Annotated in this window: 17 protein-coding genes and 1 pseudogene; 9 read left to right on the top strand and 9 right to left on the bottom strand. The window is 61.6% G+C overall.

Going from position 1 to position 20,402, the window contains the following annotated elements; translation table 11 throughout:
• Positions 1-54: 54 nt before the first annotated feature.
• Positions 55-1,128: an enoyl-CoA hydratase/isomerase family protein gene (locus FE840_RS01840; RefSeq protein ID WP_138288474.1), complete on the top strand. Its 1,074-nt coding sequence runs from the start codon at positions 55-57 to the stop codon at positions 1,126-1,128.
• Positions 1,129-1,133: 5 nt separating this feature from the next.
• On the opposite strand, the gene mazF is transcribed toward FE840_RS01840, so the two are convergent.
• The 3 genes and pseudogenes from mazF to FE840_RS01855 all read right to left on the bottom strand — a co-directional run bounded on the left by mazF (position 1,134) and on the right by FE840_RS01855 (position 3,234).
• On the bottom strand, positions 1,134-1,505 hold the full coding sequence (gene mazF / locus FE840_RS01845; protein WP_138288475.1) for a type II toxin-antitoxin system toxin MazF: 372 nt from the start codon (positions 1,503-1,505) through the stop codon (positions 1,134-1,136).
• Positions 1,505-1,771, bottom strand: a complete 267-nt coding sequence (mazE, locus tag FE840_RS01850) for a type II toxin-antitoxin system antitoxin MazE (protein ID WP_138288476.1) — start codon at positions 1,769-1,771, stop codon at positions 1,505-1,507. The genes mazF and mazE overlap by 1 nt, the downstream gene beginning before the upstream one ends.
• A 54-nt stretch (positions 1,772-1,825) precedes the next feature.
• A pseudogene (locus tag FE840_RS01855) lies at positions 1,826-3,234 on the bottom strand (helix-turn-helix domain-containing protein).
• A 134-nt stretch (positions 3,235-3,368) separates the two neighbouring features.
• On the opposite strand from FE840_RS01855, the gene FE840_RS01860 reads away from it, so the two are divergent.
• The 8 genes from FE840_RS01860 to FE840_RS01895 all read left to right on the top strand — a co-directional run bounded on the left by FE840_RS01860 (position 3,369) and on the right by FE840_RS01895 (position 13,874).
• Entirely contained in the window at positions 3,369-4,901 is a 1,533-nt protein-coding gene (locus FE840_RS01860) for an acyl-CoA carboxylase subunit beta (protein ID WP_138288478.1), read from the top strand.
• Between the two features lie 106 nt (positions 4,902-5,007).
• On the top strand, positions 5,008-5,919 hold the full coding sequence (gene yghU, locus FE840_RS01865; RefSeq protein WP_138288479.1) for a glutathione-dependent disulfide-bond oxidoreductase: 912 nt from the start codon (positions 5,008-5,010) through the stop codon (positions 5,917-5,919).
• A gap of 9 nt (positions 5,920-5,928) precedes the next feature.
• Positions 5,929-6,306, top strand: a complete 378-nt coding sequence (locus FE840_RS01870; RefSeq protein WP_138288480.1) for a hypothetical protein — start codon at positions 5,929-5,931, stop codon at positions 6,304-6,306.
• Positions 6,307-6,310: 4 nt separating this feature from the next.
• On the top strand, positions 6,311-6,724 hold the full coding sequence (locus FE840_RS01875; RefSeq protein ID WP_138288481.1) for a hypothetical protein: 414 nt from the start codon (positions 6,311-6,313) through the stop codon (positions 6,722-6,724).
• Positions 6,725-6,790: 66 nt separating this feature from the next.
• The gene (locus tag FE840_RS01880; RefSeq protein WP_138288482.1) at positions 6,791-8,800 is read left to right on the top strand and encodes an acetyl-CoA carboxylase biotin carboxylase subunit; all 2,010 of its coding nucleotides are present in this window, start codon (positions 6,791-6,793) and stop codon (positions 8,798-8,800) included.
• Between the two features lie 57 nt (positions 8,801-8,857).
• Positions 8,858-10,993 (top strand): methylmalonyl-CoA mutase, encoded by a 2,136-nt coding sequence (gene scpA / locus FE840_RS01885; protein ID WP_138288483.1) that lies wholly within the window; start codon positions 8,858-8,860, stop codon positions 10,991-10,993.
• A gap of 26 nt (positions 10,994-11,019) precedes the next feature.
• Positions 11,020-12,615 (top strand): GMC family oxidoreductase, encoded by a 1,596-nt coding sequence (locus tag FE840_RS01890; RefSeq protein WP_138288484.1) that lies wholly within the window; start codon positions 11,020-11,022, stop codon positions 12,613-12,615.
• Positions 12,616-12,653: 38 nt separating this feature from the next.
• Positions 12,654-13,874 carry a TIGR03862 family flavoprotein gene (locus FE840_RS01895; protein ID WP_138288485.1) on the top strand — a complete coding sequence of 407 codons (1,221 nt, stop codon included), beginning with the start codon at positions 12,654-12,656 and terminating at the stop codon, positions 13,872-13,874.
• A 12-nt stretch (positions 13,875-13,886) separates the two neighbouring features.
• Here the strand turns inward: FE840_RS01895 and FE840_RS01900 are convergent, their stop codons facing one another.
• The 6 genes from FE840_RS01900 to FE840_RS01925 all read right to left on the bottom strand — a co-directional run bounded on the left by FE840_RS01900 (position 13,887) and on the right by FE840_RS01925 (position 20,343).
• Positions 13,887-14,417: a DUF3833 family protein gene (locus FE840_RS01900; RefSeq protein ID WP_138288486.1), complete on the bottom strand. Its 531-nt coding sequence runs from the start codon at positions 14,415-14,417 to the stop codon at positions 13,887-13,889.
• A gap of 97 nt (positions 14,418-14,514) precedes the next feature.
• Positions 14,515-15,324, bottom strand: coding sequence for a 5-deoxy-glucuronate isomerase (gene iolB / locus FE840_RS01905; RefSeq protein WP_138288487.1), 810 nt, complete (start codon positions 15,322-15,324; stop codon positions 14,515-14,517).
• A gap of 11 nt (positions 15,325-15,335) precedes the next feature.
• Positions 15,336-15,602, bottom strand: a complete 267-nt coding sequence (locus FE840_RS01910; protein ID WP_246318830.1) for a hypothetical protein — start codon at positions 15,600-15,602, stop codon at positions 15,336-15,338.
• Between the two features lie 99 nt (positions 15,603-15,701).
• Positions 15,702-16,595 (bottom strand): myo-inosose-2 dehydratase, encoded by an 894-nt coding sequence (gene iolE / locus FE840_RS01915; RefSeq protein WP_138288488.1) that lies wholly within the window; start codon positions 16,593-16,595, stop codon positions 15,702-15,704.
• 2 nt (positions 16,596-16,597) lie between these two features.
• Positions 16,598-18,418, bottom strand: a complete 1,821-nt coding sequence (gene iolD, locus FE840_RS01920; protein WP_138288489.1) for a 3D-(3,5/4)-trihydroxycyclohexane-1,2-dione acylhydrolase (decyclizing) — start codon at positions 18,416-18,418, stop codon at positions 16,598-16,600.
• On the bottom strand, positions 18,415-20,343 hold the full coding sequence (locus tag FE840_RS01925; protein WP_138288490.1) for a bifunctional 5-dehydro-2-deoxygluconokinase/5-dehydro-2-deoxyphosphogluconate aldolase: 1,929 nt from the start codon (positions 20,341-20,343) through the stop codon (positions 18,415-18,417). The genes iolD and FE840_RS01925 overlap by 4 nt, the downstream gene beginning before the upstream one ends.
• Between the last annotated feature and the right edge of the window lie 59 nt (positions 20,344-20,402).

Raw genomic sequence — 20,402 nt, forward strand, 5'->3', positions numbered from 1 at the left:
ACTTGCCCCGGGCACGTCAGAATGGCTAACTCGCCACCAAACGAGGAGGACATGATGCGATACATAGAGGCTGACTATCAGGGCGAAGAGATTCTGACGGCGCGTCAGGGGTCGCTGGGTCTGATTTCATTGAACCGGCCAAGGGTACTGAACAGCCTCTCGCTTGGCATGGTGGAAGCCATGACCACCGCCCTCGACCGCTTTGAACAGGATGAGACGACCGCAGCCGTGCTGGTTACAGGCGAGGGCGAACGTGGCCTTTGCGCTGGCGGCGATATCCGCATGTTCTATGAAAGCGGCAAGGCAGGCGACAGCAAGGCATCCGAATTCCTCAAGGCAGAATACCGGCTGAATGCGAAGATCGCCCGCTATTCGAAGCCTTACATCGTCTTAATGGAAGGTATCACCATGGGCGGCGGTGTGGGTGTTTCCAGCCATGGCAGCCACCGCATCGTCACCGAGACGACGAAACTCGCCATGCCCGAAACCGGCATCGGCTTTTTCCCGGATATCGGCGCCACCTGGCTTCTCGCGAATGCACCGGGAGAAATCGGAACCTGGATGGGCCTGACCGGTGACACCATCCTGGCAGCAGACACGATCGCAGCCGGCTTTGCCGATTATTATGTCCCCGCAGACAGGCTCGGCTCCTTGGCCAATGACCTGGCAACGCTTCCACCGGAAGCCGGGAGCGATGCGGCAACGGACATGATCAAGACCTTTGCCACAGACCTGCCGACAGGCAAGCTCGCCGATAATCGCGCCATGATAGACCAGTGCTTTGCCTTCGATACGGTCGAAGAGATCGTAAAGGCGCTGCAGGCTGCAGGCACGGATGTCGCGACAGCCACCCTGTCCACCATGCTTGCAAAATCACCCACGAGCCTCAAGGTCACGCTCCGCATGCTGCGCGAGGCCCGCCGCTCGAGGGACCTCGAAACCTGCCTCGAACGCGAATTCGCCGGCACCCTCCAGGTGGTGAAAGTCCCCGACTTCTATGAAGGCATCCGGGCGGCAATCATCGACAAGGACCGCAACCCGAAATGGTCCCCAGCGACGCTGGAGGATGTGGCGCCGGAGAGCGTGGAGGCGTTTTTTGCCGCGAGGGATGTGCGGTTGTTTGGGTAGTTGGATCAAACCGAGCCTGGCAACGGATCGATGGCGCTGACGACGCGGGCAACAATCTCGTCGACCGTCGCCTTGTCCAACGTCTCGATGAAACTCGCCGAACGTTGCTGAACTCGGGCCGCGATATCGAAACTGCGCACTTGATTGCAGACCGCGATACCCGTCGTATCGTGTCCGTGGATTGGCACGGCAAGTCCGATGTCACGTGTGAAGGCACCGCCAGTAGTCACCGGAACGGTCATGCACACACCGAATACATTGATTTCATGCGGCGTAATGACAACGAACCTATGCCGGTTTTTCATTTCGCGCCCGGCGACCGGATTGGGATCGATCCAGTAGACATCGCCCCGGCGAGGAACACCGCTGCGGACCATCAGCCGATCTCGCGACCAATGGCATCGCCGTCCATGGTCTCAGCCAAAGAAGCATTGAGTTGAGCCAGTTCTTCGGCACCGACCAGCAATTCCGCCAGAGTATAGCGCTTGACACCGGCCCGCAGTGGCTTTGCCACCAACTCGCCGTTCTGGACATCGAGAGACAGCTGATCACCAACCTCGACGGCCATGAGCTTGAGCAGCGCTGGCGGAATGGTGACCACCGCAGCTCCACCCTGCTTTCGTACCTTCGTCGTTACCGTCATTCTCACCTCCGGATTGTGCTACAAATATAGCACATCAAGACCAGCGCACAACACTCACTCAATCTCATACGGCATCGGGTTCCTTACCCGATGATCCACCACCAGCTTCCTTTTCAACGGCGGCACGGCGCGGCTGGTGCATTTGATGCGCTCGCAGATGCGGCAGGAGATGCCGATGGGGTCGAAGGCGCCGCGGCTGGAGAGGTCGAGGTCGTCGGCATAGACGAAGGCGCCGGCATAGGAGATCTCGCAGCCAAGCGCCAAGGCATAGCGCGGATTGGCGGCGCGGAAGCCGGCGGAGCCTTTCGACACTTGGGTCGCGATGCAGAGATAGCGCACGCCATCGGGCGTTTCCGCCGTCTGGCGGATGATCCGGCCAGGCGTCTCGAAGGCCTGATGGGCATTCCACAGCGGACAGGCCGCCCCGAAGCGGGCGAATTGCAGCCGCGCCGCGCTATGCCGCTTGGTGATGTTGCCGGCCCGGTCGATGCGGGCAAAGAAGATCGGCACGCCCTTGAGGCCGGGCCGCTGCAGCGTCGAGAGCCGGTGGCAGACCTGTTCGAGCGAGGCCTCGAAGCGGGCGGCGAGCAGTTCGATGTCGTGGCGCAGATCCCGCGCGGCAGTGAGGAAGCTGCGATAGGGCAGGATCAGCGCGCCGGCGAAATAGTTGTAGAGCCCCATGCGACAGATCTCGACCGCCTCTTCGCTGCGGAAATTGGCCTGTTTCAGCACCTGGTCGATCTTCGTGGCTGCCGCCAGCTGGGCAATCTGGATGGAGATCTGGAAATCGCGGGTGGGGGCCGAGGCGTAGCGGCTGACGGTCAGGATCCGCCCCACCGGATCGAAACGGCGGATTGCCTCGTCACCCGCTTCGCCGCGCACGACGCGCACGCCATGCCGCGCCTCAAGATAGTCAGAAAGGGCTGCGTAATTCTCCCCTCCCCGAGCTTCAGTTCGGTTGCCAGTTGCTCGGCGGCGAGGTCGAGATCGTGAATGTAGTTATCGACGAAATGGAAGAAGTCGCGCACCTCGTCGTAAGGCGTCACCTCCTGGCTGGGTGCTGCCCCCAGCCGGTCATCAAGGCTCGCCAGCTGCTCATTGCCCCGCCGATAGGCGTGGTGCGCGGCAATCAGCGCATGGGCGAAGCCGGGGGCGTTCTGGGTGACGAGCTTCAGCTCCTGCACGCTTGGCGAATAGGTCTCGAACAAGGGATCGGAGAGTGCCTCCGTCAGCGCCGACATCAGCCGGTCGTTCTGGCCTGAGGACAACTCGGTGATGTCGATACCGAACTTTTCCGCCAGCGACAGCAGCACCGAGGCCGAGACAGGGCGCTGATTGTTTTCGATCTGGTTGAGATAGCTGGTGGAAATGCCGACCATATCGGCAAACTGCGCCTGGGTGGCCCCGTTCGCCTGGCGGATGTCGCGGACCTTGCGACCGATGAAGAGTTTCCCGATAGCCATTTCGCAAATTCGCAATTTTCAATTTGCAAATTCATAAATCCACAGATGCACCTGTTCAACCGTTTTCTTCTGCGGCACAGTGGAATAACTGTCATATCAAGGCTCAGAAGCCAGAAGACCTTTCGGGAGGACTTATGCTCACAATCCTGGACCAGCTCGAAGCCCGCCGCGACGAGGCCCGCCTCGGCGGCGGCGAAAAGCGCATTGCCGCCCAGCACGGCAAGGGCAAGCTGACCGCCCGCGAGCGCATCGAGGTCCTGCTCGACGAAGGCTCGTTTGAAGAATACGACATGTATGTCACCCACCGCTGCGTGGATTTCGGCATGGAGACCCAAAAGGTGCCGGGCGACGGCGTCGTCACCGGCTGGGGCACGATCAACGGCCGCCAGGTCTATGTCTTCTCCCAGGATTTCACCGTGCTCGGCGGCTCGCTGTCGGAAACCCATGCCCAGAAGATCTGCAAGATCATGGACATGGCGATGAAGGTCGGCGCACCCGTGATCGGCCTGAACGATTCCGGCGGCGCGCGCATCCAGGAAGGTGTCGCCTCGCTTGCCGGTTATGCCGATGTCTTCAAGCGCAATGTCGATGCCTCAGGCGTCATTCCGCAGATTTCCGTGATCATGGGCCCCTGCGCCGGCGGTGCGGTCTATTCGCCCGCCATGACCGATTTCATCTTCATGGTGCGGGACTCATCCTACATGTTCGTGACCGGCCCCGATGTGGTGAAGACCGTCACCAACGAGATCGTGACGGCCGAAGAACTGGGCGGCGCCTCGACGCATACGAAAAAATCCTCCGTCGCCGATGGCGCCTATGAGAACGACATCGAAGCCCTGGAACAGGTTCGCCTGCTTTTCGACTTCCTGCCGCTCAACAATCGCGAAAAGCCGCCGGTCCGCCCCTTCCATGACGATCCCGCCCGCGTCGAAATGCGGCTGGACACGCTGATCCCCGACAGTTCCAACAAGCCCTATGACATGAAGGAGCTGATCTACGCGCTGGCCGACGAGGGCGATTTCTTCGAAATCCAGGAAGCCTTTGCGAGAAACATCATCACCGGCTTCATCCGCATGGAAGGCCAGACAGTCGGCGTCGTCGCCAACCAGCCCATGGTGCTGGCCGGCTGCCTCGATATCGATTCATCGCGCAAGGCCGCCCGTTTCGTGCGCTTCTGCGACGCCTTCTCGATCCCGATCCTGACGCTGGTCGACGTGCCCGGCTTCCTGCCCGGCACCGCCCAGGAATATGGCGGCGTCATCAAGCATGGCGCAAAGCTGCTCTTCGCCTACAGCCAGGCGACCGTGCCGATGGTGACCCTGATCACCCGCAAGGCCTATGGCGGCGCCTATGACGTCATGGCCTCGAAGCATATCGGCGCCGATATCAACTACGCCTGGCCGACCGCCGAAATCGCCGTGATGGGCGCCAAGGGAGCTGCCGAAATCCTCTACCGCTCGGAACTCGGTGATCCCGAGAAGATCGCGGCGCGGACCAAGGAGTACGAAGTCAACTTCGCCAACCCCTTCAAGGCCGCCGAACGCGGCTTCATCGACGAAGTGATCATGCCGCATTCCTCGCGCCGCCGCATTGCCAAGGCGTTTGCGAGCCTCCGCTCCAAGCAGGTTGGCACGCATTGGAAGAAGCACGACACGATCCCGTTGTAACAGTGGCCCGTTGTGATCATGCATTGAGAGTGGGCAAGGACGACACGGAAGGCCTATATAACTCTCGGCGCGCCCGAGGCGCTTCACCGAGAAAGGATCCGATTTCATGACCGAGACAAAATTCCCGCCCGAGAAGAACCTGCCCACCGGCTATGTGCCGCCGAAGGTCTGGACCTGGGAGCCCGGCAATGGTGGCGCCTTTGCCAGCATCAATCGCCCGATCGCGGGCGCAACGCATGACAAGGAACGCCCGGTCGGCAAGCATCCGCTGCAGCTTTATTCGCTGGGCACGCCGAACGGCCAGAAGGTGACGATCCTGCTCGAAGAGCTGCTGGCAGCCGGTCACGGCGGCGCCGAATACGATGCCTGGCTGATCAATATCGGCAAGGGCGACCAGTTCTCCTCGGGCTTTGTCGAGGTGAACCCGAATTCCAAGATCCCGGCCTTGATGGACCATGCGCCGGTCGATGGCGGTGAGCCGATCCGCCTGTTCGAGAGCGCCTCGATCATGACCTATCTCGCGGAAAAATTCGGCGCCTTCCTGCCGACCGAGACCCGTGCACGCGCCGAAACGCTGAACTGGCTCTTCTGGCAGATGGGCTCCGCCCCCTTCCTCGGCGGCGGCTTTGGCCATTTCTACACCTATGCGCCGATGAAGATCCAATATGCCATCGACCGCTATGCCATGGAGGTGAAGCGCCAGATGGATGTGCTGAACCGCCATCTCGCCAACAACGAATTCATGGCCGGCAAGGATTACACGATTGCCGACATGGCGATCTGGCCCTGGTATGGGCGTCTCGCCCTGCACGGCGCCTATGACGATGCCGGCACTTTCCTTTCGGTCGACGAATACGAACATGTCCAGCGCTGGACGAAGCAGCTCGCCGCCCGTCCGGGCGTGAAGCGCGGGGCGATGGTCAACAAGACATCCGGCCCGCTCTCCGAACAGCTGCATGAACGCCACGATGCCTCCGACTTCGATACGAAGACGCAGGACAAGATCGCTGCGGCGTAAGGAGAGACCATGCCAAGCCTCCCCGACATGACCAAACATCGCGGTTTCCCCGGCGGCATGCCGGGGACCGGTGTGCAGTTCACCATCCGCCGCGCCAATCCGCGCGGCGTTACCCCGATCAAGGCCCTGCCCCGCAAGGCGCGCCCCGGCACCAAGGAACACCGCATCGACGCGGCCTTCCTGCATGCGCTCTGGCACCATTTCGGCGCAGAACCCTTCGAGCGTGGCAATCTCGATGCGGCACGCTTAAGCCTGCTTTTCGGCCGCGAAGTGATCCCGGCCACCAAGGAATTCGATCCACTGTCTTACGAGGCGATGCTGGTCATCGACGAGAAGGTGGCGCGGAAGAACTTCCCCGAATCCTTCGAAGACGTGTTCGAGGTGTGAACCCATGGCAAAAGATGCGCTGATGCCGAAACACCAGGGCTTTCCGCTCGGTCTGCCTGGAACGCAGTGGCAGTATACGATCCGCCGCGCCAATCCGAAGGTAACGCCGGTGACCAACTGGCCACGCCACCGCACCATGGATCAGACGGTGGCGCTTGCCGATTTGGGCTTCATGCAGGCGCTCTGGCAGTATTTCGGCACCGAACCCTTCGAGCGCGGCAATCTCGACGGCGAACGCCTCTGCCGCCTCTTCGGCCGCGAAGTCATCGCCGCCGAGCGTGGTTTCGATCCGCAATCCTACTTCGCCAAGCTGAAGATCAACGAGCCGCTGGCCCGGAAGAACTTTCCGGAAGCCTTTGGCGAGGCCACGAGCGAGCAGAGCGTGGGCAAGGGCTTGAAGAAGAAGGTCAAGGAATAGCGGACGGCTTTTCTCACGTGCGTGTGGAGGCTGACCCAGATGATAAACGGCAGGGAGAGAAAATACGTGATCCAGAAAATCCTCATCGCCAACCGGGGCGAAATTGCCTGCCGGATCATCAAGACCGCCAAGAAACTCGGCATCAAGACGGTCGCCGTCTATTCCGATGCCGACCGCAATGCGCTGCATGTCGAGATGGCCGATGAGGCGGTGCATATCGGCCCGGCACCATCCAACCAGTCCTATATCGTTATCGACAAGATCCTCGATGCGATCAGGCAGACCGGAGCCGATGCCGTCCATCCGGGTTACGGCTTCCTGTCGGAAAATGCGGCCTTTGCCGAGGCGCTGGAAAAGGCGGACGTGACCTTCATCGGCCCGCCGGTTGGTGCAATACAGGCCATGGGTGACAAGATCACCTCGAAGAAGCTGGCCGCCGAAGCCGGTGTTTCGACGGTCCCCGGCCATATGGGGCTAATTGCCGATGCCGATGAAGCCGTAAAAATCTCCGATCAGATCGGCTATCCCGTGATGATCAAGGCCTCGGCCGGCGGCGGTGGCAAGGGCATGCGCATCGCCTGGAATGCCGAGGAGGCCCGCGAAGGCTTCCAGTCCTCGAAGAACGAAGCGAAGAACTCCTTCGGCGACGACCGCATCTTCATCGAGAAATTTGTCACCGAGCCGCGCCATATCGAAATCCAGGTGCTCGGCGACAAGCATGGCAACACGCTTTATCTCGGCGAGCGCGAATGCTCGATCCAGCGGCGAAACCAGAAGGTCATCGAAGAGGCCCCCTCGCCCTTCCTCGATGCCGCAACCCGCAAGGCCATGGGCGAACAGGCCGTGGCTCTCGCCAAGGCCGTCGGCTATCACTCCGCCGGCACTGTCGAATTCATCGTCGATGGCAAAGAGAACAAGTTCTACTTCCTCGAGATGAACACCCGCCTGCAGGTCGAGCATCCCGTGACCGAGCTGGTGACCGGCCTTGATCTCGTCGAACAGATGATCCGCGTGGCGGCGGGCGAAAAGCTCTCCTTCGGTCAGGATGATGTGAAGCTCAACGGCTGGGCAATCGAGAGCCGGCTCTATGCCGAAGACCCCTATCGCAACTTCCTGCCCTCGATCGGCCGCCTCACCCGCTACCGCCCTCCGGCAGAGGGCACGACCGCGGAAGGCACCGTCACTCGCAACGACACCGGCGTCTTCGAGGGCGGCGAGATCTCGATGTATTACGACCCGATGATCGCCAAGCTCTGCACCTGGGCACCCGATCGCCTGACCGCGATTGGCGCGATGAGCGAAGCGCTTGACAGCTTCGAGGTCGAAGGCATCGGCCACAACCTGCCCTTCCTCTCGGCGGTGATGAACCAGGAGCGCTTCCGCTCCGGCAAGATCACCACGGCCTATATCGCCGAGGAATTCAAGGACGGCTTCACCGGCGTCACCCCGGATGCCGCGTCCGCCGAGAAGCTCGCCGCGATTGCCGCCGTCATCCATCTTCGCCTGCAGGCGCGTGCGATCCAGATTTCGGGAACGATCGGCAATCACACCCGCAAGCTCGGCAAGGACTGGGTCGTCAATCTCGCCGGAGCCGACCATGCCCTTGAAATCACCGAAGGCACCGGCAATACCCGTGTCTCGCTCGCCTCCGGCACCGAGCTGGTGATCGCCACCGACTGGCTGCCGGGCCAGACACTGGCAACCGTCGATATCGGCGGTGACACGCTTGCGGTGAAGGTCGACCTCAAGGGCCCCGCCATTCGTCTGCGGTGGCGCGGCATGGATTTGACTGCCCGCGTCCGCTCGCCGCGCGTCGCAGCACTTGCCAAACTGATGCCCGAAAAGCTGCCGCCGGATACCTCCAAGATGCTGCTCTGCCCCATGCCGGGCGTCATCACCGGGGTTGCGGTCAAGGAAGGCGAGACCGTGGAAGCCGGTCAGGCGCTCGCCACCGTCGAGGCGATGAAGATGGAGAACATCCTCAAGGCCGAACGGCGCGGCACCGTGAAGAAGATCGTCGTCAAGCCGGGCCAGAGCCTCGCGGTTGATGAGCTGATCATGGAGTTTGAGGGCTAAGCGCCTAGCACATGAAGTGATCGGCCCGCAGTGCAAGCGGAGCAGGGAGAAGACCGGATGACCAAAAAAACCATCGCCGACTGGCAGGCGCTTGCCGAAAAGGAACTGAAGCGTACGGCAGAGAGCCTCGTCTGGGAGACACCGGAGGGCATTCCGGTGAAGCCGCTTTATACGGCGGAGGATATCGCCGGGATCGACCATCTCGACAGCCTGCCGGGCTTTGCCCCCTTCGTGCGCGGTCCTCGAGCCACCATGTATGCCGGGCGCCCCTGGACGATCCGGCAATATGCCGGCTTCTCGACGGCCGAGGAGAGCAATGCCTTCTACCGCAAGGCGCTGGCCGCCGGCCAGCAGGGCGTGTCCGTCGCCTTCGACCTTGCCACCCATCGCGGCTATGACTCGGATCATCCCCGCGTCGAAGGCGATGTCGGCAAGGCGGGTGTGGCGATCGACTCGGTCGAAGATATGAAGATCCTGTTCGACGGCATTCCATTGCAGGACATCTCCGTCTCAATGACCATGAACGGTGCGGTCATCCCGATCCTGGCGAACTTCATTGTTACGGGTGAGGAGCAAGGGGTATCGCGCGAAAAACTGTCGGGCACCATCCAGAACGACATCCTCAAGGAGTTCATGGTCCGCAACACCTATATCTATCCGCCCGAGCCCTCGATGCGGATCATCGCCGATATCATCGAATACACGGCGAAGGAGATGCCCAAGTTCAACTCCATTTCCATCTCCGGCTATCACATGCAGGAGGCCGGTGCGACGCTGGTGCAGGAGCTTGCCTTCACGCTGGCTGACGGGCGCGAATATGTCCGCGCGGCCATCGCCAAGGGCCTGAATGTCGATGAGTTCGCTGGGCGCCTCTCCTTCTTCTTCGCCATCGGCATGAACTTCTTCATGGAGGCCGCAAAACTCCGCGCCGCCCGCCTGCTCTGGACCCGCATCATGCAGGAATTCGAGCCGAAGAAGGCATCTTCTCTGATGCTGCGCACCCATTGCCAGACCTCCGGCGTGTCGCTGGCGGAACAGGACCCCTACAACAACATCATCCGCACCGCCTTCGAGGCCATGTCGGCAGCGCTCGGCGGCACCCAGTCGCTGCACACCAATTCCTTCGACGAGGCAATTGCCCTGCCGACGGAATTTTCCGCCCGCATCGCCCGCAACACCCAGCTGATCCTGCAGAACGAGACCGGCGTGACCAAGGTCGTCGATCCGCTGGCCGGCTCCTACTATGTCGAGAGCCTGACCAACGAACTGGCGGAAAAAGCCTGGGCGCTGATCGAGGAGGTCGAAAACCTGGGTGGCATGACCAAGGCCGTCGATGAAGGGTTGCCAAAGCGCCTGATCGAAGAGGCCGCCACCCGCCGCCAGGCCGCCGTCGACCGGGGCGAGGAAGTGATCGTCGGGGTCAACAAGTTCCGTCTGGAAAACGAAGAACCCATCGACATCCTCGAAATCGACAACACCGCCGTTCGGCTGTCGCAGGTCAAGCGCATCGAACAGACGCGCCGCCAGCGCGATCCGAAGCGGGTAGAAACCACCCTCGCGTGCCTCACCGAAATCGCCCGCTCAGGCGAGGGCAACCTGCTCGAAGCCGCAGTCGAGGCGGCCCGCGCGCGCGCCACCGTCGGTGAGATTTCGGATGCCATGCGTGCCGTCTTTGGCGATCACGTCGCGGTCCCCGAAGTCGTGCATGACATCTATGGCAAGGCTTATGAGGGCGATCCGGAAATGGAGACGCTGTCGACCCGCCTCAAGGACTATGGCAAAGCGGCCTCCAAGCCGCGCATCCTGATCGCCAAACTCGGCCAGGATGGCCATGACCGGGGCGCCAAGGTGATTGCATCCGCCTTCGGCGATATCGGCTTCGAGGTCGTGGCAGGCCCCCTCTTCCAGACGCCGGAGGAAGCGGCAGACTTGGCCGTGGCCAACAAGGTGCAGGTCGTCGGCATGTCATCGCTTGCGGCCGGCCACAAGACGCTCGCCCCGCAGCTGGTCGAAGCGCTGAAGGCCAAGGGCGCCAATGATGTGATCGTGGTCGTGGGCGGGGTCATTCCGCGCCAGGATTACGACTTCCTGCTGGAGCACGGCGTCTCCGCCGTGTTTGGTCCGGGCACGAATGTCATGGATGCCGCCCGCTCCGTGCTTGACCTCCTGGAGGGTCGCCTGCGAAACAGTTGAGACGCTGGCAGCGGTCGGGGAGGAGCATGGAGACTTTCGATTACATCGTCATCGGCGCCGGCACAGCCGGCTGCCTGCTCACCAACCGGCTCTCAGCCGATCCCGCGCGCCGTGTGCTGCTCTTAGAAGCTGGCGGCAGCGACAACTATCACTGGATCCATATCCCGGTCGGTTATCTCTACTGCATCAACAATCCGCGCACCGACTGGTGCTTCAAGACGGAGGCCGAACCGGGGCTGAACGGTCGCGCCATCGGCTATCCGCGCGGCAAGGTGCTCGGCGGCTGCTCCTCGATCAACGGCATGATCTATATGCGCGGCCAGGCCCGCGACTACGACCAGTGGCGCCAGATGGGCTGCGAAGGCTGGGGCTGGGATGACGTACTGCCCCTCTTCAAGAAGATGGAAGACTTCCACAAAGGGGCCGACGAAAAACATGGCGCCGGCGGTGAATGGCGCGTGGAAAAAGCCAGGCTTCGCTGGGAGGTGCTGGAAGCCTTTCGTGAGGCGGCCAAACAGGCAGGCATCCAGGAGACCGACGACTTCAATCGCGGCGACAACGAAGGCTCCGGCTTCTTCGAGGTCAACCAGCGCTCCGGCATCCGCTGGAACACGGCCAAAGCCTTCCTCAAGCCGATCCGCCACCGCAAGAACGTAACCATCCTCACCTGCGCCCATGTGAAGCGGCTGACCATCGAAGGCGACCGCGTGACCGGTACCGAGGTGCATCACGACGGCGAGCTGAAACGCTTTGCCGCCCGCCGCGAGGTGGTGCTGTCAGCCGGCGCAATCGGCTCGCCGCAGATCCTCGAACTGTCAGGCATCGGTCGCGCCGATGTCCTGCAAAATGCAGGGATCGAGACCTTGCGCGAAGTGCCAGCCGTTGGCGAAAACCTGCAGGACCACCTGCAGCTCCGCCTCGTTTTCAAGGTCAAGGGCGTACCGACCCTCAACGAGCGCGCATCGAGCCTCGTCGGCAAGGCGATGATCGGGCTGGAATATGCACTCCGCCGCTCAGGCCCGATGTCCATGGCGCCAAGCCAGCTCGGCATCTTCACCCGCTCCGGCCCGGACAAGGAAACCGCCGACCTCGAATATCATGTCCAGCCGGTGTCACTCGACAAGTTTGGCGACCCCGTTCACCCCTTCCCAGCGATGACAGCGAGTGTCTGCAATCTGCGGCCCGAAAGCCGGGGCTCGGTGCATATTGCGGGGCCGGACTTCGCCGCCCAGCCGAAGATCGCGCCGAATTACCTCTCGACGCCTGGTGACCGCGACGTCGCCGTCCGCTCGATCCGGCTGACCCGCCGCATCGCCTCTCAGCCCGCCTTTGCCCGCTATCAGCCGGAAGAATATCGGCCTGGGCCTGACCTTGAAAGCGATGCCGAGCTGGAGAAGGCGGCCGGCGATATCGGCACCACGATCTTCCACCCAGTCGGCACCTGCCGCATGGGGGCGGATCCGGACAGCGTCGTCGACCCACGCCTGCGGCTGCGGGCCTTAAGGGGCCTGCGCATTGCCGATGCCTCGGTCATGCCGACCATAGTGTCAGGCAATACCAATTCCCCGACCCTGATGATTGCCGAAATGGCGGCCGCAATGATCATCGCGGATCACTGCTGAGGCTTGGACAAATCACCTGCTTGATGTAGCCAGTCTGCATGCAAACCGGCAAAAAGAAGAATGTGGCAATCATCGGCGGCGGCCCGGCGGGGCTTATGGCGGCAGAACGGCTGGCCGCCCTGGGCTTCGCGGTAACGATCTACGACGCCATGCCAAGCGTGGGTCGTAAATTTTTGCTGGCCGGCAAATCCGGGCTGAACATCACCCATTCCGAAGACTTTACCCAGTTTGCAAGGCGCTATGGAACTGCCAACGATTGGCTGAAGCCACAACTTGACCTGATGCCACCAGAGGCGATCCGCAAATGGGCAGCCGAGTTGGGCACGGAAACCTTCGTCGGCTCCTCCGGGCGGGTATTCCCAAAGGTGATGAAGGCCTCACCTCTCCTGCGCGCCTGGTTACGCAGGCTGGATACGCTGGGCGTATCGATCCTGACACGCCATCGTTGGATTGGTTTTGATGGCGATGCTCTGGTCTTTGAGACGCCGGAGGGCAAGAGATCGGTAACATCAGATGCCACGCTTCTTGCGCTTGGTGGCGCCAGCTGGCCAAGGCTTGGCTCGGATGCGGCCTGGGTGCCTATCCTCGAACGCGAGGGCATCAGCATCTCACCACTCGTCCCATCGAATTGCGGCTTCGATTGCGCTTTCTCGGAGGAGTTCGCCACAGGCTTTGCCGGCGCACCCGCGAAGTCCGTCAAGGCCAGTTCTGCAGCCGGTACGACTCAGGGTGAATTTGTCATTAGCCGTGGCGGTGTCGAGGGAAGCCTGATCTATGCCCATGCCGCAGCGCTTCGTGAGGGCTGCGCGCGTCAGGGACAAGCGGTCCTGTCTCTCGATCTTGTTCCTGGGCGAACGACCGAAAGACTGACCCGTGATCTGGCGCGTCAGGATGCGAAAGCAAGCTTTTCAACGCGGCTGAAAAAAGCGGCGGGACTCGACGGGGTCAAGGCAGCGCTGGTGAGGGAGATGGCTCCCGGGGCGAACCACCTTCGACCAGAGGGCCTAGCTGCCATGCTCAAGGCCTTGCCACTTACCGTGCAGCGCCCCCGCCCGATCGCGGAAGCCATATCGACGGCTGGCGGCGTGTCCTTGTCTGCAATTGATGAAAAACTCATGCTGCAGGCCAAAGAAGGCATCTTCATCGCCGGTGAGATGCTGGACTGGGAGGCGCCGACCGGCGGCTACCTCCTAACTGCCTGCTTTGCCACGGGTCTTGCTGCCGCAAATGGCATCCATGTCTGGCTCAGCGACCGCTGACGAAGCCACCAATCACTTGGAGGCCGCCTGTGACCCGTAGCCCGGCTTGCGAAACTCGACTGTGGTCTTGGCGACCGGCAAGCCGAATTTGGTGACAAGCGCCGTGTTCAATACCGTACCATCGTCACGAAGCACCATCTTGTCCCAGAAGCGAACCTTGTTGCTCTGGGTCTGAGGCGTCAGATAGACGAGATAGTTGAAGCGCGCAACAGAGCCATTGATCGTGACTGTCGTCTCTCCAATCACATCTTCACGCGTGCCGGAATAGGTAGACGGACCGGTCTTCGTAAAACGCCAGGTCTTGCGATCCTTTGTGCCATCATCGAAGACAAAGTCTTCTCTCAACGTCAGTGTCTTGCCGTCCCACTGGCCATGCAGATCAACGGTAAAGGTCCGCTTGACGCCATTGATGGCGCTGAAAGACCCGACTGCTTCGATGCGGCCGGTGAAGTAGTCCTCAAATGTAAACTTCTCGGCTGCCTGTCCGGCGGACGGCAGCAGGCTCAGGGCAAGCCCGACAAGGGCCAAGCTGAACTTGGGCATGGGTGCGTCTCCATCTTTGGCGCAGTTGTGCACCTAGTACGCAGGCCAATGCCCAGCGGATTGGAACAATTCCAGGAAAGACGATAAAACCCTAGCGTCAGGAATTGTCGCGCTGGTAGATCCAGTCGTGGTCCGGATGGTTCTGGAAGCGCCATTTGCGCATCGGCCCGGCCATGACATTGAGATAATACATCTCGTAACCATGCGGCACACCGCAAGGGTGATGCCCCCTAGGCACCAGCACCACATCGCCATCCGACACGGCCATGGTCTCGTCTAGCGAGCCGTCTTCGGTGAAGACACGCTGGAAGCCGAAGCCCCGGGCCGGATTGAGGCGGTGGTAATAGGTCTCTTCGAGATAGGTCATCTCGGGATAATTGTCCTCGTCATGCCGATGCGGCGGATAGGACGACCAGTTGCCCGAGGGCGTAAAGACTTCCGTCACCAGCAGGCTGTCGGCGACATCGCGATCTTCCATGGCGATTGGGTAGATATAGCGCGTATTTGCACCCTTGCCGCGCTCGACGAATGAAATGCCCTCTGGACCTATCTGCTGTGCCTCGCGACCGGGCATGGCCGGTGCTGTGCAGATGGCCAGCACACAATCGGTGGTGGCCTCGGCGGACCAGTCGCTGCCAGCAGGAATATAGACGCAATGCGGCGGCGTTCTTTCAAAGACGGACATGCGATCGCCGAGTTCACCAAACTTCTTCCCGCTACCGGAAATCCGGGCCTTGCCCTCGACCAGAACGAGAATGACCTCGGTTTCTCCAGTCTGCTCGGACGCTGCCTCGCCGCGTTTCAGACGGTACAGCCCGAAACCGACATAACCCCATCCTGCAGAGGCGGGCGTGATGTCATGCACCTTGCCCGCCTTGCCTGAAGGCTTCCGCAGCAGTTCGGTCATGCAATGTCTCCTTATTCCTCGTCTCGACGCTCGGCTTCCGCCGCAAGGCGAGCCCGGTCTGCCTCTACCTTTTCAGCAGCCTTCTTCATCGTGTGGTCGTACATGAACAGCAGCTCGTAAGCTGCATAGGCAGACGCCGCAAAGAACATGATCGCCCAGCCGGTCGCCCCATTGTAGTATTCTACGGCAGCCCAGACACCCGGCAGCAACACCGACAGCACGCGCCGCCAAAGCGGCTTGAAGAATGGATGGGTCGGGTCAAGGATCGTGATCTTCACGTCGGCTCCTGTGGCTGGCATGATCGCAGCAATCATTAGAGTGGAGACCACCGCCCTGTCAAAGCAGAGAGATCCACACCGAAGTGATTGGGCTCAAATTCAGATGAGGCCCGCTTCCTTCGCAAAACCCTTGAGCGACTTTAGACCCAGGCTCTGATACTCGAAGGGATTGCGCACATCCGGATCCTGCTCGGCCTCGATGACGATCCAGCCCTGATAGCCATGCTCGGCCGCGATCTTCAGCACCGGCGGGAAGTTCACGCCGCCTTCGCTGTCACCCGGAACGGTGAACACACCGCGACGAACACCTTCGAGGAAGGTGAGCTTTTGCGCGCGCACCTGATCGGCGATGACGGGACGAACATTCTTCGCGTGGATATGGCCGACACGGTGCATGTATTTTTTCGCAACCACTTCCGGATTGCCACCACCAAAGAAACAATGGCCGGTGTCGAGCAGCAGCTTGGCATGCGGGCCGGTATGCTCCATCAGCTTGTCGATCTCGGCCTCGGTCTCGACGACCGTACCCATGTGGTGGTGATAGACCAGCGCAATGCCCTGCGAAGCAGAGAATTCGGCCAGCGCCTCGACGCCGGCGCCGAACTTTGCCCATTCGGCATCGGACAAAACAGGACGGTCGGCCAGCGCCACATCATCAGCGCCATGAATGGCATTCGAGGTTTCGCAGACAATGATGACCTTGCAGCCCATGGCCTTCAGCACATCAAGGAAGGGCTGCATGGCGGCCTTTTCTTCCTCGATCGTGTTGGTCAGCAGGTTCAGCGAATGCCAGCCGGAGACGAATTTCAGGCCGCGCGGCTCAAGCACCGACTTGAGACCCGCTGGATCGGTCGGCAGCTTGTGACCCTTCTCGATGCCGTCGAAACCGATCTTGGCGGTTTCGTCCAGGCATTGTTCAAGGCTGATATGGGCACCGAGACGGCGGTCGTCATCGTTCGACCAGGCGATTGGGTTGGTTCCGAAAAGGATCATGATCAGGTTCTTTCCTTCAGAGCCGCTTCATAGGCAGTGCGGGCTTGATTGACTTCGGCGCGGGCGGAGACTTCCGGCACCGCGACATCCCACCAGGAACCGCCGGCTCCGGTGGTCGGATAAGGATCGGTATCGATGACGATGACCGTCGTCTCGGTCGCCGCGCGGGCGGCATCGAGGGCTGCTTCCAGCTCTGCAATCGACGACACCTTGTGCGCCTTTGCCCCCATCGACGCTGCATGGGCTGCAAAATCGATGGCGATGGGGCTGACATTCGAATGGGCATAGAGATTGTTGAACTGCGCCCCGCCGGTGCCCATCTGCAGCCGGTTGATGCAGCCATAACCCCTGTTGTCGGTGATCACGAGCGTGATCTTCACGCCCATGCCGACAGCCGTTGCCAGCTCCGAATTCATCATCATATAGGAGCCGTCGCCGACCATGACGATGACGTCGCGATCCGGTTCCGCCATCTTGATGCCGAGACCGCCGGCGATCTCGTAGCCCATGCAGGAAAAGCCGTACTCCATGTGATAGGAAAGCGGCAGCTTCGACTTCCATAGCTGATGCAATTCCCCCGGCATCGTGCCGGCGGCGCACATCACCACCGTGTTGTCACGCGAGGCGCGCTGCACGGCACCGATCACCTGCATGTCGGTCGGCAGCGAATTGCTGTCCTTGGGCGCAGCCGTTACGGCATCCGCCTTGGCAAACCAGGAGGCCTTGAGACCGGCATCGGGTGCGGCATACGTGTGATCGCCCAGCGCCGCCGAGAGCTTTTCAAGGCCGATCTTCGCATCTGCCACCAGCGGGATCGCGTCATGCTTGGCGCTATCGTAAGGCTGGACGTTCAGCGCCAGGATCTTCCGGTTCGGGTTCTTGAACAGAGCCCAGGAGCCGGTGGTGAAATCCTGGAAGCGCGTGCCGACGCCGATGACGAGATCGGCCTTTTCCGAAACCACATTGGCGCTTTCGGAACCGGTCACACCGACAGGGCCGAAGTTCAGACCATGATCCCACGCCAGTGCCGACTTGCCGGCCTGCGTCTCGACCACTGGGATCTGGTGCTTCTCGACAAAGGCCTTCAGCGTGTCTGTGGCGCCCGCAAAATGCACGCCGCCACCGGCGACAATCACAGGGTTCTTCGCCGCCTTCAGCGCCGCAACAGCCGCTTCGAATTCCACGACATCGGGTTCCGGACGGCGGAAGCGCCAGGTCTTGCTTGCAAAGAAGCTCTCGGGGTAGTCATAAGCCTCGGCCTGCACGTCCTGGCAGAAGGCAAGCGTGACCGGGCCGCAATCGGCGGGATCGGTGAGCGTGCGCATGGCACGCGGCAGCGCGGTCAGGAGTTGTTCCGGTCGCATGATGCGGTCGAAGTAGCGCGAGACAGGGCGGAAGCAGTCATTCGCCGACATCGTGCCGTCGCCGAAATCCTCGATCTGCTGCAGCACCGGATCCGGACCGCGATTGGCAAAGACATCGCCGGGGATGAAGAGCACCGGCAGGCGGTTGACATGCGCGAGTGCCGCCGCCGTCACCATGTTGAGCGCGCCGGGGCCGATGGACGAGGTCACCGCCATGGCGCGGCGGCGACGCAGCTGCTTGGCATAGGCGATTGCCGCATGCGCCATCGACTGCTCGTTCTGGCCGCGATAGGTCGGCAGTTCATCGCGGATGCCATAGAGCGCTTCGCCGAGACCGGCGACATTGCCGTGACCGAAGATAGCCCACATGCCGGCGATGTAAGGGACACCATCCTCATTCAGCTGGTTGGCGAGGTAACGCACCATCGCCTGAGCGGCGGTCAGCCGGATCGTCTTCATGCTTTTCCTCCCTTGGCGGAAACCGCCTTTTGGCGCGCCGCATCCCAGATCGCGCAGAGGCTCTGGTAACGGGCCGCCATGTCCTCCACGGCCTGGGCGTCATTGATGCTGCCGGCGAGCCACTTGCGGGCGGCGTCGCCAAAGATGGTCCGACCGACGGCGAAACCTTTGACCAGATCGAAACCGGCAGCAAGCTGGAAGCTCTCCTCAAGCTCCGCCTGCGGCGCATCGAGACCGAGCACGACGATGCCGCGCGTGTTCGGATCGTTGCGTTCGATCGTGTTGCAGGCATTCGCCCAGGACGCCGTGGTTTTCATCGGCTCCAGCTTCCACCAGTCGGGATAGACTCCGATTTCATAGAAACGCTCAATGATCTTGGCCACCGTTTCGTCATCGCAGGCGCCGACCTTGGAGGGAATGACCTCCAGCAGGAATTCGAGCCGATTGCGGCGCGCCGCATGGAAGAGCCGCTGCACGGTCTTTTCCTGCTCGGCCTTCATCTCCGCGCTATCGTCGGGATGATAGAAGCAGAGCACCTTGACCACATGTTCGAGCGGCCATTCGACCAGGCCGCCGAAATCGGGGCCGATTTCCGGCTCCAGCGTCAGCGGGCGCGAGCCCGGCCATTCGACGGGGCGACCGATCCACAGACCCGTGCCAGCCGCGCGATAGAGTGCCTCGCGACCGAGACGGCTGTCGCAGAGCAGGCCGTAACCGGCCTTGCCGCCGGAGACCTTGAGTGCCGCATCGAGGCAGAGGTTCTTGAAGGCGCCGATCTTTTCGTCGGCAACGCCTGTTTCCCTGGCCATGGCTTCGAGCTGCATGCGATGATCGAAGGCAAAGACCCGCATCGTCGACCAGTCATTCTTGCGGTTGGTCGACCAGTGGACCTGCTCCAGGGCCTCGTCCTTGCGCAGCGCCTTGTTCCTGATGCCGGTCTTGAAGAAATACTGCAGTTCTTCCCAGCTCGGATAGGCCGGCGTGCAGCCGTGGCGGGAGACGGCAAAGGCGCCGCAGGCATTGGCAAACTTCAGCGAGGTCGGCCAGTCTTCCCCTGTCAGCCAGCCTTTGAGCAGACCCGACATGAAGCCATCACCGGCACCCAGCACATTGAAGACTTCGATCGGGAAACCTTCACCCGTCTGCCCCTCGTCGAGGCTGTCAGGAATGGCATCTTCGAACACCACAGCGCCCATCGGCCCGCGCTTGCAAACGAGCGTGGCCGGCGATACCTGGCGCACGGCGCGGAGCGCCTCGATCGTATCGGTCGAGCCACCAGCGATATGGAACTCCTCTTCCGTGCCGACGATCAGGTTGAACAGATGCAGGGTGGATTGCAGCTTGCGCGTCACCTTTTCGGATTCGACGAACCGGTTTTCGCCGTCGCCATGGCCAGCCAGGCCCCAGAGGTTCGGGCGGTAGTCGATATCAAGCGCGGTCAGGCCGCCGGACTGACGGGCAATCTCCAGCGCCTTCAGCACCGCCTGCTCTGTACGAGGATGGGAGAGATGCGTGCCGGTCGCACACACGCAACGCGCCTCGGCGATGAAGTCCGGATCGATATCTGCTTCCGACAGCGCCATGTCGGCGCAGTTTTCGCGGTAGAAGATCAGCGGAAACTGGTGCTCGTCCCGGATGCCGAGCAGCACGAGCGCGGTGAGCCGCTCCTTGTCCGTCTTGACGCCGCGCACGTCCACGCCCTCACGCACCAGCTGCTCGCGGATGAAACGGCCCATATGCTCGTCGCCAACGCGGGTGATCAGCGCCGACTTCAGGCCGAGCCGCGCAGTACCCGCCGCGATATTGGTTGGCGAACCCCCGATATACTTATTGAAGGAGGCCATATCCTCCAGCCGACCGCCGACCTGGGCCCCGTAAAGGTCCACGGACGAGCGACCGATCGTGATCAGATCGAGCGAAGCCAAGCGATGTCCTCCCTGTGATGCGGGATCTGACGCCCCGCCTCGCGACCGCTCCCGTTTTG

The sequence above is a fragment of the Peteryoungia desertarenae genome, from assembly GCF_005860795.2.
In the GTDB taxonomy this organism is placed as follows: Bacteria; Pseudomonadota; Alphaproteobacteria; order Rhizobiales; family Rhizobiaceae; genus Allorhizobium; species Allorhizobium desertarenae.